The sequence below is a fragment of the uncultured Virgibacillus sp. genome (assembly GCF_947495635.1).
Classification (GTDB): domain Bacteria; phylum Bacillota; class Bacilli; order Bacillales; family Amphibacillaceae; genus Virgibacillus; species Virgibacillus salarius.
Genome location: NZ_CANMAB010000098.1, coordinates 1 through 16,054, shown reverse-complemented (window position 1 = coordinate 16,054; position 16,054 = coordinate 1). Strand labels below are relative to the sequence as shown.

Below are 16,054 nucleotides of genomic sequence, written 5' to 3'. Positions count from 1 at the left end.
TTTGAGCGGGTTTTGCTAAAAAAGTTAGCTGAAGGACAAATCCCACGGAAAGGGAAGTGGGCAGCTGGAGTGGTGGTCAAGCAAGCAGTAGCTATTATTCCATAATAGCTACTAGAGGAAGCGTAAATCGGAGCATTTAGTGATAAGGAATGAGCGAATTTTGCTCAGTTTTTTTAATAGTCTAGGAAATTATAAAATTTAAAAATGTAGATAAATATCGTCGTGCTGAGCCGCGTCCAGCTCCAGCATCCAGAAATGATGCGACTTCACGAATCGCCCTAATCTAAGTCATCATTGGCTTGCAAGCTCACCGTGATTTCTTTATCTCCGTTGACTCGATCCAGGCGCTACGTTTCTAATCGGGCACTTGCGCTTTTGTTCATGGTTCAGAGCAAGTCAAGTATTTACGGAGGCTACGTTCATTTGTTCCATTTTTTTATACAGCAATTTTTAAGAATAGTCGTTTCTGAACATAGCGGGTATACACTTTGGATTCTCAAGCTCTATAATTACAATACTTTTGATGTGTAACTGTTTTATGTAGTATTCCTATTGCTGTATAATATGTTGTGGTGAAGAGAAGGGAGTGAATTGAATGATACGAACAATCAAGATATACATATATGCTAGTTTACTTGTACTCGGAACGTATTTTCAATTAAAACGAGTACAAAAATCTGTTAATCAACTAACGAAAGAAGAAATTTTTATTCAGCCAAGAAGTGTATCAAAGAAAGTAATGAAGCGAACTGGCAGTATGGTTATGGTCAATGGTCAGGAAAAATTACCAAAGGGACCTGTTTTATTTGTAGCGAACCATCAAGGCTTATTCGACATTTTAACGTTACTTGGGCATCTTGGAAAGCCGGTTGGATTTATAGCCAAAAAAGAAATACAAAAGCTTCCAATAATAGCTTCATGGATGGAATTAGTACATTGTGTATTCATTGATCGCACGGATCGAAGACAATCTGTTAAAGCAATTCACCAAGGAATAAAAAATTTGAAAAGTGGTCATTCCATGGTCATTTTCCCAGAAGGTACAAGAAGTAGAGGAAGTAGCTTAAATCCCTTTAAGCCAGGAAGCTTCCAATTAGCATTAAAGGCTAATGTACCTATCGTACCTGTTGCAATTGATGGTACTTATCAAATGTTTGAGGAAAGAAATGGCAGAATAAGTCCATCATGGGTTACATTGACGATTGAAGATGCAATATTTCCAGAAGAGTATAATGGAAAAAACTCTTCAGAGATCGCTGAACAAGTTCAGAGTGTTATAAAAAGGCGATTGCAAATAGATGGTGCAGATGATCGGATGACGTCAAGCGGTGACCAACAAGTGTCGACTACATAGATGAAAGTAAACCTTTAATCAGTGGGAATAACCAAAACCCCAACTGATTGAAGGTTTACTTTATATAAACGTTTTTTCGTTAAGAGAGAGTACTACTTATTAACAATGTATAAAGGGCTTTTCTGATAAGTTGGTAAAAAAGCTTACGAGAGGACTGTTTTACATGATTTTTTCATATTAAATTTCATTATGTACCGTAGTATGGCATATCCTTTGCTACTTCTAACTCATGATGAACCTCGTCAGCATATCCTTGCATCGTAGCAACTTCTAGCTTCATCATACTTCTAGCATTTATCCCCCGCATATAACTGGCAGTAAGACCCCGAGTTCAAGGAAAAAAATGACCCAAATGTGGATAAGAGGGGATTCAACTGCTAGTAAATGCCCGATTGATTCTAGGGCCTTTAAGTCATACCCTTGTGGTACTACCAATCCGTGGGGAAAAACAAAACTCCCCACGGATTGAAGTTTCACTTTATATCCATGTACAGGTAGTTTCATTTTGGAAGAATTAGATATACTAATACTGAGGTGATAGAAGTGGTTCAAGGAACAGTGAACTGGAATACAGAGATAACACAAGAATGGTTGCAAAGCTATGTGGATGATTGGGTGAAATTTTATAAAAAGCAGACTAGGGATGGGGAGGTTGCTTCTTATATTCCAGAGTTAAATAAGGCCAATCCAAATCATTTAGGAATTTCTATAGTAGGAAATAATGGGGTAACTATAAAATCTGGGGATGTAGACATTCCTTTCACAATACAAAGTATTTCGAAGGTATTCTGTTTTATTATTGCCTGTATGGAGAGAGGCGTCTCCTATGTCCTCGATCGTGTGGATGTAGAACCTACAGGAGAAGCATTTAATTCGATCATGCATTTAGAAATGAGAAAATTAAAGAAGCCGTTTAATCCTTTTGTTAATGCAGGAGCGATCACGGTTTCTTCCATGTTGAATGGTAAAACGTCTGATGAGAAACTAGAGCCATTATTTATATTATTAGAAAAGATGTTAGGGTATCGTCCAGCATTAAATATTAATGTGTATGAATCAGAACGAGATACATCGATTCGAAATCGTGCAATTGGTTATTATCTATTAGAGTTAGATTACCTAGAATCAGATATGAATATAACCTTAGAAACTTATTTTAAGCAGTGTTCAATCGAGATTACGGTTGATGATTTAGCTACTATTGGCAGGGTGTTTGCTAATGATGGAATTGATCCTAATTCAGGTGTAGAAATTATTCCTCGTAAGATAGTCAGATTGGCTAAAGCACTAATGTTAACTTGTGGAATGTATGATGCATCTGGTAAGTTCGCTGCTTATGTAGGTATTCCTGCGAAAAGTGGTGTCTCAGGGGGGATTATTGCAGTTGCGCCACCAAGAGTGCGTGACGAGGAATTACCTTTTATAGATGGATGTGGAATTGGAGTTTACGGTCCCTCATTAGATGACAAAGGCAATAGTATTGCAGGAATAAAATTATTAAGGCATATTGCAACGAAGTGGGACCTGAGTGTGTTCTAGTAAAAATAATGGAGGTGAGCCTGTGTGTGGGAGATATACGCTACTGGCAGATGAGTTGGAAATCTTAACCACATTCGACTTGGATCAAGAAGCTATTGAAAATTATGAACCAAGCTATAATATTGCACCTGGACAAAGGATCTTAGCCATTATACATGATGGCAAGCAGAAACGGGCAGGGTTGTTACGCTGGGGACTTATACCTAGGTGGGCGAAAGATGAAAGAATCGGGTATAAGATGATAAATGCTCGTAGTGAAACGGCTCATCAGAAACCAAGCTTCAAACAGTTATTAATGCAGAAAAGATGTATGATAATAGCTGATAGTTTTTATGAATGGAAGAAAACGGAGAATGGTAAACAACCACAGCGAATACAAATAAAAGATCGTAAGTTATTTGCTTTTGCGGGCTTATGGGATAAGTGGGGGTACGGGGATGATGAACTCTTTACTTGTACTATACTAACAAAAGCTGCTAATAAATATGTGGAAGCTATTCATCACCGCATGCCAATTATTTTGCCAGTTGAAAAGGAAGATGCATGGATAAAGCCGACCAAGCAAAAACCTGAGGATACCCAACGATTTTTACAGTCACTTCAAGAAGAAGCGTTGAAATCCTATGCTGTTCAACAGTATGTTAATTCTGCTAAACACAATGATGAACAATGTATCCAGCCAATTACTTCTGCATAAATTGGTGATGCTAGGACAAACGTATTTTATTTAGATAGGAATAGAGGCTGGGACAAAACACAACTTCTTTACTCAAAATACGAAAAAATCATGTCTTTTGTCTCAGCCCCTATGTGTTTACTTCAAAAAGGTTCTATTATCGGTCTATCAAAACCTTCGCTTTTCGGGCACGACCTCAGTCTCTTCAAAAAGCACAAATCGCTTTTTTTAGAGTCTTTGAACTTGTGCTTTCCCGCAGGATAAGAAGGGCTTTGGTAGCATACATCCCACGCGGAAAAAGCGCTCTTCTTTTTCAAGGAGTCAACGTATGTTGACTACGTTTCGTATGATCATGTATTGTTTGACTTTTCCCGTCATTACTAGATTATTATCCTTGTTCTGCCTTAGCTTGTTCTTTTTCCTCCTTAGCTACCTTCAGGAATTTCTTTGTTTCATAGACGACTACTCCAGATAAACCTAATAGTCCTATTAGGTTTGGCACAGCCATTAATGCATTCATAATATCTGATATTCCCCATACAATATCTAGTTTTTCCATTGACCCATATAATACAGCTAATACAAATACAACACGATAAATCGGTATGGCTTTATCATTGAATAAGTACGCAAAGCATTTTTCTCCGTAATAAGACCATCCTACTAAGGTTGAAAAAGCAAATAGAATGATACCAAATGTAACGATATATCCACCTGTATCTCCGAGGAATGCCGCAAATGAGGCAGCAGTTAAATCACCACCATCTAGCCCGCCTTGATACATGTCAGCCATTACGATTGTAATTCCTGTGATGGAACAAACGATAATGGTGTCAATGAAAACCTGTGTCATGGATACCAATGCCTGACGACCAGGGTAGTCTGTTTTTGCTGCAGCGGCAGCAATTGGAGCTGAACCTAGACCTGCTTCGTTTGAAAAGACACCGCGTGCAACACCATAGCGGATAACCGTACCTAAAATACCACCGCCAATTGCACTACCAGTAAATGCATCTTCAAAAATTAGTCCAACAACACCAGGAATAAGATCAATATTCATAACCATAATAATTAATCCACCAATGATATAAAATAAGGCCATAATCGGAACAAAGAAAGCGGTTATTCTGCCAATGCTTTTAATGCCTCCAAGTATAACTAGTCCTACCAGTATGGTAAGTACAATACCTGTTACCCATGTTGGTACATTAAATGTCCCTTGAAGGGCGTCAGATACAGAATTGGATTGCACCATATTTCCAATTCCAAAGGCTGCAATTGATCCAAAGATTGCAAATATAATGCCTAGCCATTTTGCATTTAACCCTTTTTCTAAATAGTACATCGGTCCACCAGACATCTGACCTTTACTATTCTCAACTCGATATTTAACGGCGAGAATAGCTTCGGAATATTTAGTAGCCATTCCAAATAATGCAGATATCCACATCCAAAATACAGCACCTGGCCCTCCGAGCACGACCGCAGTTGCAACACCTACAATATTCCCAGTTCCAATCGTTGCTGCCATTGCTGTTGTTAATGCTTCATAATGACTAATATCTCCTTTGGATTTTTTATCTTGTTTAGCAGGACTGAATGCTAGCTTTAACGCATAGGGTAGTGTGCGAAACTGTAAAAAACCTAAACGAAACGTTAGATACAAACCTGTTCCAACAATTAGTATCAATGTTGGCGGCCCCCATACAAAGCCACTTATAGCTTCGATGATATCCATCATTTTTTCTTTCCCCCCTTTTTATACTTATATTAAATATTCCGAAAAATACAAACGCATGTCAAGGGATTTTAGAGAATTAACTAGAAATTAATTTGGTGAAATAGGTATTGTAAATGCTGTTTAATAGCTATTTGAAGCCAAAATGAAAGGGAAAGAACAGTTCTTATTCAATAGTTAGTAGACGATGTTAGATAGAAACCTTTGCCTGTCACCATAGAAGTTGCTTATAATAGAAATAAATGCAAAGCAGGTGTTATGATGATTCGAGTAATGTTTGTTTGCTTAGGAAACATTTGTCGATCGCCAATGGCTGAAGCGATATTCCGCGAATTAATAAAGCAAGCTAATTTAACCGATCAAATCCGGGTTGATTCAGGAGGGACTGGTAGTTGGCATATAGGTGAAGAACCGCATCATGAAACCAAATTAATTTTACAAAGAAACAATATTTCTTCCGATGGATTGATTGCAAGACAAATAAATGCAGACGATGCCAAACGATTTGATTATATTATTGCAATGGATGATCAAAATAAAGAAGATTTGCTCCAATTAGTTGGACAAAAGGATAACGTAATGATTGCTAAATTAATGGATTTTGTGAGTGATCCAGAAGAAAACAGCATTCCTGATCCGTATTTTACGGGGAACTTTGACTATACATATAGGTTAGTTTCAACGGGATGCCGTCAGCTACTGGAATATTTAAAAGAAGAACATGCTATAAGTTAAGGAGTGATTTTAATGGGAAAACGAAAATTATTTTTAGGTGTAATGATTGGAGCAACAGTAGGGGGATTAGTTACATTATTTGATAAAGATACGAGATCATATAGTAAAGAAAAGCTTTCAACTGCTAAATCAGGTACAAGTTATTTGATGAAGCATCCTTCCGAAGCTGTTCACTCTATTCGAACTGCATTTGATACGTTTAATCGGAACTTTACAACTGGAGCTGAGAAAACAATAGATGCTCTTGAGCAAGTAGAAGCAACTCTAGATAAAGTTGCTAATAAAAATGAAGCCAACCGAATAGAATAAAGGAAATCACAAAATACCATTGACATGTGGATTTGATGATTGTTAGGGAGTGTGACAATGGAAAATGATATGATGAAGTTTGGAAAGCAGCTATATAAACGTATGGAAGAAGTAGATGTTTTTGGTTTAGCTGCACAACTTGCCTATTTCTTTCTATTGTCACTATTTCCTTTCCTATTGTTTCTAGTTACATTGGTTGGCTATCTTCCGATTGACGAACTAGCTGTGCTTGATATTATTTCAGATTATGCACCACCACAGATAGTTGAGCTAATAACTACAAACGTTACGCAATTAATTCGTCAGCAAAATGGTGGCTTACTTTCTTTTGGGATTATAGCTACTCTGTGGGCAGCATCTAATGGAGTAAATTCATTAATGCGTGGATTCAATCATGCTTATAAAGTAGAAGAAAACCGACCATTCATTGTATCGCGTTTAATCGCCATTGTGTTGACTATTGCAATGGTAGCTATTATCATCATCGCTTTGCTACTACCTATTTTTGGAAGAACCGTTGGTGCTTATCTTTTTTCATTTATTGGTTTGTCCGAAGGCTTTCTGACAGTATGGGGGGCATTACGCTGGGTTGTTTCCTCGATTGTTTTCTTAATCGTTTTCCTAGCACTTTATAAATTGGCTCCTAATAAGCGGATATATGTAAAGAATGTAATTCCTGGCGCTTTGTTTGCTACCATCGCTTGGCAACTCGTGTCACTGTGCTTTTCATACTATGTTAGTACCATCGGCAACTATTCTGCAACCTACGGTAGTCTCGGTGCAGTGATCGCCTTAATGATATGGTTCTATTTATCAGGGATAATTATCATGACGGGTGGAATAATTAATGCGGTTATCCGAAAAAACAGGCTGTTGAAGTAAATTATTTCAACAGCCGTAAACCATTAAGTATAACTAAAATCGTACTTCCTTCATGTCCTATTACTCCTAAAGGTAAGTCGAGAATCTGCATGAAATTAGACAAAATGAGTAGGATGATTACCGTAAGTGAAAAGACAATATTTTGTTTAACAATTTTATTCATCTTTTTAGAAAGCGTAATAGCATTGGTGATTTTAGATAAGTTATTTTTCATGAGCACTACATCTGCCGTTTCTAATGCAACATCTGTACCTTCACCCATCGCTATCCCAACATTTGCAGTCGCTAAGGCTGGACCATCGTTTATACCATCTCCAACCATCGCTACATTACTAAATTCACTTCTCATTTTTTTCACTTGCTCTAGTTTTTCATCAGGCATACAGTTTGCTACATAACGATCTATTTTTGCTTCTGAGGCAATTGCTTTTGCTGTTAACTCATGGTCTCCTGTAAGCATAACAGTATAAATTCCCTGTTTCTTCAATTGCTTGATTGCTTTGATACTATCTTTTCGAACCGTATCCTTCATGCCGAATAATGCCACGATTTGATCCTTCTTTTTCACAAATACGACCGTTTTACCTTCCTCAGCCAGTTTATTTGCTCTATCAGCAAAAAATTTATCCTCTCCAATATAATCTGGTTTACCTAGCTCCCATTTCTCTTCATCTATCATTGCTGCGATTCCATTACCAGCTAGTGTAGTCACATTATCTATTTCACTAGTTATGGTAACATGCTGTTCCTGACAAAATCGGATAATCGCTTTTGCTAATGGATGGGTAGATTCCTGCTCCATTGCCATTGCAGTAGATAGAATAGTTTGTTTATCATGTTCTGGATGTACATAAAAATCAGTTACCTCTGGTTTTCCATTCGTGAGTGTACCTGTTTTATCGAGGGCTATAGCTCGAATATGGCTAATATTTTCGATATGAACCCCACCTTTAAATAACACCCCAGATTTTGCGCTGTTTGATATCGCTGATAGAGTTGCAGGCATAATAGATGCGACAAGTGCGCAAGGTGATGCAACGACCAAAAGAATCATTGCGCGGTATATACTATCCTGTAATGTCCACCCAAAAATTAGATAAGGAATAATCATCATAATTGCAACAGCCGCTAATACAGCTTTTACATAAACCCCTTCAAATTTTTCAATAAATAATTGAGACGGCGATTTTTCATTTTTAGCGGATTGAATCATTTGGACAATTTTTTGAAATAACGTTTCATTTGCAGGCTTTGTTACTTGAATAGATATAGAACCATCTAGCGCTATAGTCCCCGCGAACACATCTGCGTTATTTGCTTTATAAACAGGAATAGACTCTCCTGTAATAGCACTCTCATCAATGGATGTATTTCCTTGAACAATTGTTCCATCTACGGGAATCCTTTCACCTGCTCGTACATAAATAAGATCATCAACGTGAAGGCTGGAGACAGGGACAACCTCTCGACGATCATCCTTGATAAGAAGTGCTTCTTCTGGCTGCAGTTCCATTAATGAGGCTATTTCTTTATGACTTTTATTCATCGTGTACGTTTCTAAGGCTCCAGATAATGCAAATATAAATATTAAGACAGCACCTTCCGTCCAGTAGCCAATAGCTGCAGAACCAATGGCAGCTAGGATCATAAGCATCTCTACATTCAGCTCTTTGTTATGCAAGGTTTCTGTTATCCCCTCTTTTGCTTTGGCATATCCGCCAATCGTAAAAGCAATTAAGTGAAGCGTTACCCAGAGCTGATAAGAGATATAGGATTCGAAAGTCCATGTAAATAATATAAGTATGCCACTTAATAAGGCCGCGATTAATTCTTTATGTTCTTTAAGTTTATTAATAATAAATGAAGCTTTAGCTGGTTGCTTCATTGGACTATTCCATGTGTTAGTTTCTGCAGTCATGCAGTACACCTCCAAAAAGATAATTTAAATCAGTTATTAATTTATAATAATTATTAATTAGTATATGTTATTATATTACCATCGAATGAAATAAAGTCAAGACATAAAACGGAAAAATTTATCCCGCAGTAAGACCTCCACTTCAAGCAATAATGTGAAACCAATATGTAAGTGGGGGGGACAACTGTCAGTAAATGTCTGATTGGTTCAAAGGCCTTTAGGTCATACCCTTGTGATACTACCAATCAGTGGGGGATAAACAAAACTCCCCGCAGATTGAAGTTTCACATTATCTATTGTAAAAATTAACCGAAAACTGTTACAATCTATATGAATTAATAAATATAACAACAAGGGGGAATAGTTTTGAGTAGATTTAGATTAGTGCTTTCATTATTTATTTTAATTGCAATTCTTGCCGCTTGCGGAAAAAGTGATGAGAATAATAACAGTGAAGGAGAAAAAGGTGTAACAGATAAAAGGTGGGAAGATATTCAAGAAGCAGGAGAGTTAGTGGTTGGCACTTCTGGAACATTAATAGCTGCTTCATACTATGATGGTGATGAGGAAAAGCAAGAACAGTTAACTGGATATGATGTAGAGGTAATGAGAGAGGTGGCAAATCGCTTAAATCTTAATATATCATTTGAGATTATGGGTATTGATAGTATGCTTCCAGCAGTAAAGAGTGGAAGGATTGATGTTGCTGCAAATGATATTGAAACAACAGATAAACGAAAAGAAGAATTCAATTTTAGTGATCCTTACAAATACTCTTATTCAACAATGGTAGTAAGAAAAGAAGATAATTCTGGTATTGAATCACTTGAAGATTTAAAGGGTAAAAAGGCTGGTGGAGGAGCAACTACGATTTACAGTCAAATTGCTGAGCATTTTGGTGCAGAAGTTGTTACATATGGGAATGCACCAAACGAAGCTTATTTACGTGATGTTCATAATGGAAGAACAGATGTTATTGTGAACGACTACTACCTATCTAAGTTTGGCGTAGCTGGTTTTCCAGATTTTGATATTCATCTGCACCCAGATTTGAAATTTCATCCTACAGAACAGGCTGTGGTAATTCCCGAAGGTGCTGATAAGCTTACTGAAGAGATTAATAAGGCATTAACAGAAATGCGTGAAGATGGTACATTAACGGAATTAGCGAAAAAGTTCTATAAAGAAGATGCATCGCAGAAACCTGAGGGAGAAATTAAAGAAATAGATGGCCTCGACTTGTAAGGGGACAACCTAGATGAATGTGAATGGATTGGATTTAGCTGAACTATTTGATGTCGAATTAGCGATAGAGAGCCTACCATTTGTTTTAGGTGGCTTGCCTATGACACTGCTCGTATCTGTCGTCGGTATGGGGATAGGGTTAGTGCTTGGTTTGATCCTTGCTTTAGCGAGAGGAGCTAATAATCCGCTATGGTACTTACCAGCACGAGTATATATTTCATTTATGCGTGGAACGCCAATGCTCGTCTTTCTGTTTATTCTATATTTTGGACTGCCAGTTATTGGGATAGAATTAACTGCAATAACGGCTGCTTATTTAGGTTTTGGTTTGAATAGTGCTGCTTATATCGCGGAGATTGATCGTTCAGCTTTAAATAGTATTGATCAGGGTCAATGGGAGTCGGCTAAAGCACTTAATTTAAACTATTGGCAAACGTTAAGAAAGGTTATTTTACCGCAAGCTACCAGAGTTGCCATCCCACCTTTGACAAATGTCTTTATGGATATAGTTAAAGCAACGTCATTAGCTGCTGTCATCACTGTTCCAGAGCTTTTTCAGAAGACACAGATTGTAGCTGGGAGAGAATTCGATTCAATGACCATGTATATATTGGTTGCATTGATTTATTGGTCAATTTGTATTGTCATCTCATTTATTCAAGAACGATTAGAAATACGATATAGCAAGTTCTTATAATTATTTGGAAGCTATAAATTTCTGAATAAAACGAGGCTAGAACAAAACGCAACTTCTTTACTCAAAATACGAATAATCATATGATCAATAGGAGTATCATCGCCGCACCGTGAAACTATAATTGCTTTTCGCGGGCACGGCCTCAGCTAACTTGGTAAAGAAAATCACGTTACCAAGTGGATCCTCGGACTCGTGCTGTTCCCGCCGGAGTCTCGCTTATTTCAGGTGCTAAATGAATGATTCTAATCAAAAAACGAACGATAATTAATCACCAACTAATTATCATTCGTTTTTTATTGTTTCTTCATTCTTTTGTCTCAGCCTCATTTTATATTTGCTGCTCCTGGTGTTTGTCCTTTTGGAAAAAAATCGCACCTGTAATGATGATTAGCACAATAGTAATTAAGTAGAAAAAAGATACATGAGGAAGCTTTTCTATAAATAAACCTCCAATAAATGGTCCACTAATACTACCTAAACTAAACATGATACCTACCATTAGATTGCCTGCAGGTAAGAGGTTTCCCGGTAATAAATCAGTCATATAAGATATACCTAGAGAAAACAATGATCCAACACACATGCCTGCGAGCGTGAACAAGATAAACAGTCCTAGAACCGATGACTCCCATACTGCTGACAACGAAAAGCAAATAATTCCTAAGGATAAAACAGTTAATAGAATCGGTTTCCTTCCATATTTATCGCTAAGTATACCTAGAGGTAATTGTGTAATTAAGCTGCCAAAAGCAAAACAAGGAATAATTAAGGCTAGCATATCAACCTGGTGGCCGATTCGTAGTCCGTACACGGGAAAAATACTATGTAATGATGCCTCTAGGAATCCATAGCCGAATCCTGGTAGAAGTGCTACCCAAGCTATTTTAATCGTCTTCATAAATCGTTGAACAGAGCTCGTTGGATAAGCGCTGTCGATTTCATCCTCAGGCCATTGGTTACGAATAAAAATTAATGTTGACCAGACCAAAAGGCTTAAAAGTGCTGAAATAATAAATGGCAATGCTTGATGAACGGATAATAGTCTCGTCATTAATGGTCCTAATGCAAAACCTAATCCAAATGATAATCCATATAAAGCAATATTTCTTCCCCTTGTATTTTCTGTTGCTGTTGCGGTAATCCAAGTTTGTGTCCCGAAATGCAGCATTTGATCGCCAATTCCAATTATCATTCGAAGAATAAACCAAAACCATAAAGCATCCCATAATGGGAAAATTCCCAAAGAAATAATTACAAGCATGCCACCTACAACAATTATTGGTTTAAAGCCAAATTTACGCATCGGTTTTTCCATAAAAGGAGAGGCCAATAAGACACCAATATATAAACCTGTTGCATGTAGTCCATTAATTGTAGAGGAAATACCATTTTGTTCTAAAATAATAGAAAGTAAGGGAAGTAGCATACCCTGTGAAAAACCAGAAATTAACACAAGTCCTATTAATATCCAGAAACGATAATTTGCAGTATTCATTGTTGTACCCCTTTAATGAAGTTCTAACTTAAATCTAATAGCAAACTTGAAAAAGGTCAATTATTGTGTATATAGTATCTAAATCGTTTATGATTATAATAAATAAGGAAAAATATAATAGCGTTGTTTTATTACAATTATAACTGGCAGTAAGCCCCCCACTTCCAAGCAATAAAGGGAAACCACTAACGGAAAGTGGGGAATCGACTGCCGGTAAATGTTAGATGGGTTCAAAGGCATTTAGGTCATAGCTTTATGGTACTAGCAATCAGTGGTGGATAAACAACCCCCAACTGATTGAGGTTTCACATTATGAAAAAATCAATAGGAAGATAATTGGAGGGAACAAGAGTGGAATTATATTTAAAAGAAAATGGATTAAGAACAAGTCTAGCGTATGGTGAGTTGGAAATATCGGGAAATGAGGAATATGGTTTTCGACCATATCAGTTAATGATAGCATCCATTGCAGGTTGTAGTGGTTCGGTGTATCGTAAAATTCTAGAGAAACAAAGAATAGAGCTAGAAGATATAAAAATTACTGCAGAGGTAGAAAGAAATCCGGACGAAGCCAATCGGATTGAAAAAATAGTACTACATTTTACAGTAAAAGGGCATCATTTAGATCCTGATAAATTGTATAAAAATTTAGCAATAGCTAGAAAAAATTGTGCTATGGTACGTTCTGTTGAGAACAGTATAAGGATAGAAGAAACAATTGAAACAATTGAATTAAGCCGTTAATTTTGTATAAGCAGGTATAAAATTCATATGTCAGAAAGAAACTAAGTGAAAAAAGAAGGGATAAGACATATGAATAAAGTTAAATGGTGTAGTTCGGTCATGATTCTAGCTATAATGTTTGCTTCTGTATTTCCAGCTAACAGCTTTAGTGCTGAAAAAGAGAAGAAGAAGGATCCATTTGAAATACCTAGTCACGTTCTCAATGTATCTAAAGAAAATACATTTCCAAACTCCACAGAAGATCAGGAGGTTATTGAGCCAAGTGAACTAACGAAGGAGCTAATGGATGAATTAGACATTAAAATAGAAAACCCTGTATTAATTAAGATGCTTAATGAAACATCGTTAAAACCTTCACCAATAGCGATAGGATATCGTGGCATGGTTTATATTGGAAGGTGGCCATTAAATTATGAATCATCGGAAACAACGATTAATTGGGAGTATCAGCAAATTAATATGAATGAATTAAATAATACTGGAGGAACAGAAGCGCAGGAATTGCGTTATGTTCAACAAGAGCAAAAAGAAATAAAGGGTGCACTTACCAATAAAATTAATAAGCCTGATGATGTGAAAAAAATGATGCTACTAAAATCAAAGACAAAGACCAAGCTTCCACTTTCTTATCAGACTGTAATAGGAAAAAATACTAAAAAAGATAATACCTATAATGTTGCAGCAAATAAGTATGCAAAGCTACAAACTTTTGCACCAGCTGTTAATGAAAAAGGGCAAGTAACGTTTGGAGAAGTGTATTTAAAATTGAAGGGGTCCAAAAAATCAATTGAAATTAAAAATGTAACGAAGCAAGGAATTGGCGCTTGGATTCCTATTCAAGATTACGTATCCTTTTCGTATAATGTAAAATAATGAAGCATACTTTCCATATAGCTGTCGAGAAGCTCCTCGATAGCTTTTTATATTTGAATAAAAGAATTGAATATCTTTCTTGGATCTTACATAAAACAAAAGAAGTGGGGGATTATTTCACGCTAAAAGCGGTTAATGAAGAAAATGGAAGGGAAAGGGGGTTGATTTTTACGCTTTATTACTTTATCATAGTGAAGTATTAAAGGAAAAGAAAGAGGGGAAACAAAACATGGAATGGGTTGTAATCGTTTCTGTTCTTGTGATGACGATATTAAGCTTATTACGTGTGAATGTAATTATTGCTATTATCGCAGCAGCTTTAACAGCAGGGTTAATGTCAGGGTTAACTATCGTTGAATCAATGGATATGCTTGTGGGAGGTATGGGAGGTGGCGCAAATACCGCTTTAAGTTATATACTCTTAGGAGCATTTGCCGTTGCTATTAGCTATACTGGAATTACGTCATTATTGGTAAATTATTTAATACGCGTGCTAACAGGAAAAAAGACTATGATGCTATTAGCAATTGCCGGAGTTGCATCATTATCACAAAATTTAGTACCTGTGCATATTGCATTTATACCTATATTAATACCGCCATTACTACAATTATTTGATCGAATGCGAATGGATCGTCGCGCAGTTGCAACAGCTCTAACCTTTGGGCTTAAAGCTCCTTACATTCTTATTCCAGCAGGTTTTGGATTAATCTTTCATGAGACGATTGTTACAGGGATGAATCAAAACGGAGCTAATATTACAGTTAGTGAGTCTGCCTTGGCAATGCTTATCCCTGGCTCAGGAATGATTATCGGATTATTGATCGCTATCTTTATAACCTATCGGAAAGATCGTGATCCAGATTCATTTGTTGGAGAATCAGGCACGGCTGCGGTTGTAGAGGCAACAAACATCCGCTTTACAAAACAACATGTATTTACGTTAATATCGATATTTGCTGCCTTAATTGTACAAATTATTACAGAGAATTTAATTGTTGGCGCATTAACCGGTCTTGTTTTCATGTTCCTATTCTTGGTTATTCCATTTCATAAAGGAGATCGTGTAGTCACAGAGGGAATTGGTATGATGGGAACAATCGCATTTGTAATGCTGGTAGCAGCAGGTTATGGAAATATTTTAACAGAAACAGGTGCAGTAGAGGCTTTAGTAGAAGTTTCATCTGGTTTTTTGGATAATAATCACGCGCTTATTGCATTTATTCTGTTGTTGGTTGGGTTACTAGTAACCATTGGAATTGGGTCCTCCTTTGGGACGATCCCGATATTGGCTGCACTGTACGTCCCGATTTGTTTAGCAGCAGGTTTTTCCCCACTCGCTACAGCTGCACTTATTGGTACAGCAGGTGCATTAGGGGATGCAGGATCACCAGCATCTGATAGTACACTTGGTCCTACGTCTGGTTTAAATGCTGATGGAAAGCATCACCATATTTGGGATACGGTAGTCCCAACCTTTATTCACTACAATATCCCATTGTTTATATTTGGTTGGATTGCTGCAATTGTTCTTTAGAATTTCCAAGCTGTCGAAGTATTATTTTGACAGCTTTTTTGTCTACGACATTATAAAATTAGCCCATGTGGATAAATATGGGCGTGTTGAACCGTGTCGTCAAGCTCCAGTGCAGTAGAAACTAGGCTCGACTTCACGAATCGAACCTACGATAAGTTATCAGCACGTAAGCACACGTTGATTTCTTTACCTCCGTTGACTCGCTCCAGTACGGTTTTAATCGAGCGCTTGCGCTTTAAGAAAGTATAAAATCAGTGCAATGACTGTGTTAAGCCAAGTAGTTATTTTGAAATGTTTGATGTATATTGGCAA

The 16,054-nt window shown here is 37.0% G+C and carries 15 protein-coding genes; 11 read left to right on the top strand and 4 right to left on the bottom strand.

Going from position 1 to position 16,054, the window contains the following annotated elements; genetic code table 11:
• Positions 1-595: 595 nt before the first annotated feature.
• A complete protein-coding gene (locus tag Q1A47_RS16950) occupies positions 596-1,354 on the top strand; it encodes a 1-acyl-sn-glycerol-3-phosphate acyltransferase (RefSeq protein WP_166530010.1) in 759 nt (252 codons plus the stop codon).
• A 294-nt stretch (positions 1,355-1,648) separates the two neighbouring features.
• Here the strand turns inward: Q1A47_RS16950 and Q1A47_RS16945 are convergent, their stop codons facing one another.
• On the bottom strand, positions 1,649-1,789 hold the full coding sequence (locus Q1A47_RS16945) for a hypothetical protein (RefSeq protein WP_205389660.1): 141 nt from the start codon (positions 1,787-1,789) through the stop codon (positions 1,649-1,651).
• 108 nt (positions 1,790-1,897) lie between these two features.
• Here Q1A47_RS16945 and Q1A47_RS16940 point away from each other — a divergent pair, with 108 nt between their 5' ends.
• Positions 1,898-2,893 carry a glutaminase gene (locus tag Q1A47_RS16940; protein WP_026682587.1) on the top strand — a complete coding sequence of 332 codons (996 nt, stop codon included), beginning with the start codon at positions 1,898-1,900 and terminating at the stop codon, positions 2,891-2,893.
• Between the two features lie 22 nt (positions 2,894-2,915).
• Positions 2,916-3,590, top strand: coding sequence for an SOS response-associated peptidase (locus Q1A47_RS16935; protein WP_026682588.1), 675 nt, complete (start codon positions 2,916-2,918; stop codon positions 3,588-3,590).
• A gap of 367 nt (positions 3,591-3,957) precedes the next feature.
• Here Q1A47_RS16935 and Q1A47_RS16930 read toward each other — a convergent pair whose 3' ends face one another.
• Entirely contained in the window at positions 3,958-5,310 is a 1,353-nt protein-coding gene (locus Q1A47_RS16930) for a sodium:alanine symporter family protein (protein WP_121604719.1), read from the bottom strand.
• Positions 5,311-5,568: 258 nt separating this feature from the next.
• Between Q1A47_RS16930 and Q1A47_RS16925 the strand changes: the two genes are divergently transcribed.
• Genes Q1A47_RS16925 through Q1A47_RS16915 form a run of 3 tightly spaced genes read left to right on the top strand, consistent with a single transcriptional unit; the run spans position 5,569 to position 7,233 of the window.
• The gene (locus Q1A47_RS16925) at positions 5,569-6,042 is read left to right on the top strand and encodes a low molecular weight protein-tyrosine-phosphatase (RefSeq protein WP_026682590.1); all 474 of its coding nucleotides are present in this window, start codon (positions 5,569-5,571) and stop codon (positions 6,040-6,042) included.
• A gap of 12 nt (positions 6,043-6,054) precedes the next feature.
• The gene (locus Q1A47_RS16920) at positions 6,055-6,351 is read left to right on the top strand and encodes a YtxH domain-containing protein (RefSeq protein ID WP_121604721.1); all 297 of its coding nucleotides are present in this window, start codon (positions 6,055-6,057) and stop codon (positions 6,349-6,351) included.
• A gap of 57 nt (positions 6,352-6,408) precedes the next feature.
• Positions 6,409-7,233: a YihY/virulence factor BrkB family protein gene (locus Q1A47_RS16915; protein WP_034679543.1), complete on the top strand. Its 825-nt coding sequence runs from the start codon at positions 6,409-6,411 to the stop codon at positions 7,231-7,233.
• 1 nt (position 7,234) lies between these two features.
• Here the strand turns inward: Q1A47_RS16915 and Q1A47_RS16910 are convergent, their stop codons facing one another.
• Positions 7,235-9,118, bottom strand: a complete 1,884-nt coding sequence (locus tag Q1A47_RS16910; protein WP_034679548.1) for a heavy metal translocating P-type ATPase — start codon at positions 9,116-9,118, stop codon at positions 7,235-7,237.
• Positions 9,119-9,517: 399 nt separating this feature from the next.
• On the opposite strand from Q1A47_RS16910, the gene Q1A47_RS16905 reads away from it, so the two are divergent.
• Both Q1A47_RS16905 and Q1A47_RS16900 read left to right on the top strand, forming a co-directional pair.
• The gene (locus Q1A47_RS16905) at positions 9,518-10,396 is read left to right on the top strand and encodes a transporter substrate-binding domain-containing protein (protein WP_026682594.1); all 879 of its coding nucleotides are present in this window, start codon (positions 9,518-9,520) and stop codon (positions 10,394-10,396) included.
• Between the two features lie 13 nt (positions 10,397-10,409).
• A complete protein-coding gene (locus tag Q1A47_RS16900; protein WP_026682595.1) occupies positions 10,410-11,093 on the top strand; it encodes an amino acid ABC transporter permease in 684 nt (227 codons plus the stop codon).
• A gap of 328 nt (positions 11,094-11,421) precedes the next feature.
• Here Q1A47_RS16900 and Q1A47_RS16895 read toward each other — a convergent pair whose 3' ends face one another.
• Entirely contained in the window at positions 11,422-12,588 is a 1,167-nt protein-coding gene (locus Q1A47_RS16895; protein WP_026682596.1) for an MFS transporter, read from the bottom strand.
• 351 nt (positions 12,589-12,939) lie between these two features.
• Here Q1A47_RS16895 and Q1A47_RS16890 point away from each other — a divergent pair, with 351 nt between their 5' ends.
• From Q1A47_RS16890 to Q1A47_RS16880, 3 genes are all read left to right on the top strand, one after another.
• Positions 12,940-13,332 (top strand): OsmC family protein, encoded by a 393-nt coding sequence (locus Q1A47_RS16890; protein WP_026682597.1) that lies wholly within the window; start codon positions 12,940-12,942, stop codon positions 13,330-13,332.
• 69 nt (positions 13,333-13,401) lie between these two features.
• On the top strand, positions 13,402-14,205 hold the full coding sequence (locus Q1A47_RS16885; protein ID WP_026682598.1) for a YfkD famly protein: 804 nt from the start codon (positions 13,402-13,404) through the stop codon (positions 14,203-14,205).
• Between the two features lie 229 nt (positions 14,206-14,434).
• On the top strand, positions 14,435-15,742 hold the full coding sequence (locus Q1A47_RS16880) for a Na+/H+ antiporter family protein (RefSeq protein WP_166530011.1): 1,308 nt from the start codon (positions 14,435-14,437) through the stop codon (positions 15,740-15,742).
• The last annotated feature ends 312 nt before the right edge of the window (positions 15,743-16,054 follow it).

Excerpts from the sequence above, each read along its gene's own strand:
- Q1A47_RS16950 (WP_166530010.1), top strand. The coding sequence starts at position 596 with ATGATACGAACAATCAAGATATACATATATGCTAGTTTACTTGTACTC.
- Q1A47_RS16930 (WP_121604719.1), bottom strand. The coding sequence starts at position 5,310 with ATGATGGATATCATCGAAGCTATAAGTGGCTTTGTATGGGGGCCGCCA.
- Q1A47_RS16925 (WP_026682590.1), top strand. The coding sequence starts at position 5,569 with ATGATTCGAGTAATGTTTGTTTGCTTAGGAAACATTTGTCGATCGCCA.
- Q1A47_RS16920 (WP_121604721.1), top strand. The coding sequence starts at position 6,055 with ATGGGAAAACGAAAATTATTTTTAGGTGTAATGATTGGAGCAACAGTA.
- Q1A47_RS16915 (WP_034679543.1), top strand. The coding sequence starts at position 6,409 with ATGGAAAATGATATGATGAAGTTTGGAAAGCAGCTATATAAACGTATG.
- Q1A47_RS16910 (WP_034679548.1), bottom strand. The coding sequence starts at position 9,118 with ATGAAGCAACCAGCTAAAGCTTCATTTATTATTAATAAACTTAAAGAA.
- Q1A47_RS16900 (WP_026682595.1), top strand. The coding sequence starts at position 10,410 with ATGAATGTGAATGGATTGGATTTAGCTGAACTATTTGATGTCGAATTA.
- Q1A47_RS16895 (WP_026682596.1), bottom strand. The coding sequence starts at position 12,588 with ATGAATACTGCAAATTATCGTTTCTGGATATTAATAGGACTTGTGTTA.
- Q1A47_RS16885 (WP_026682598.1), top strand. The coding sequence starts at position 13,402 with ATGAATAAAGTTAAATGGTGTAGTTCGGTCATGATTCTAGCTATAATG.
- Q1A47_RS16880 (WP_166530011.1), top strand. The coding sequence starts at position 14,435 with ATGGAATGGGTTGTAATCGTTTCTGTTCTTGTGATGACGATATTAAGC.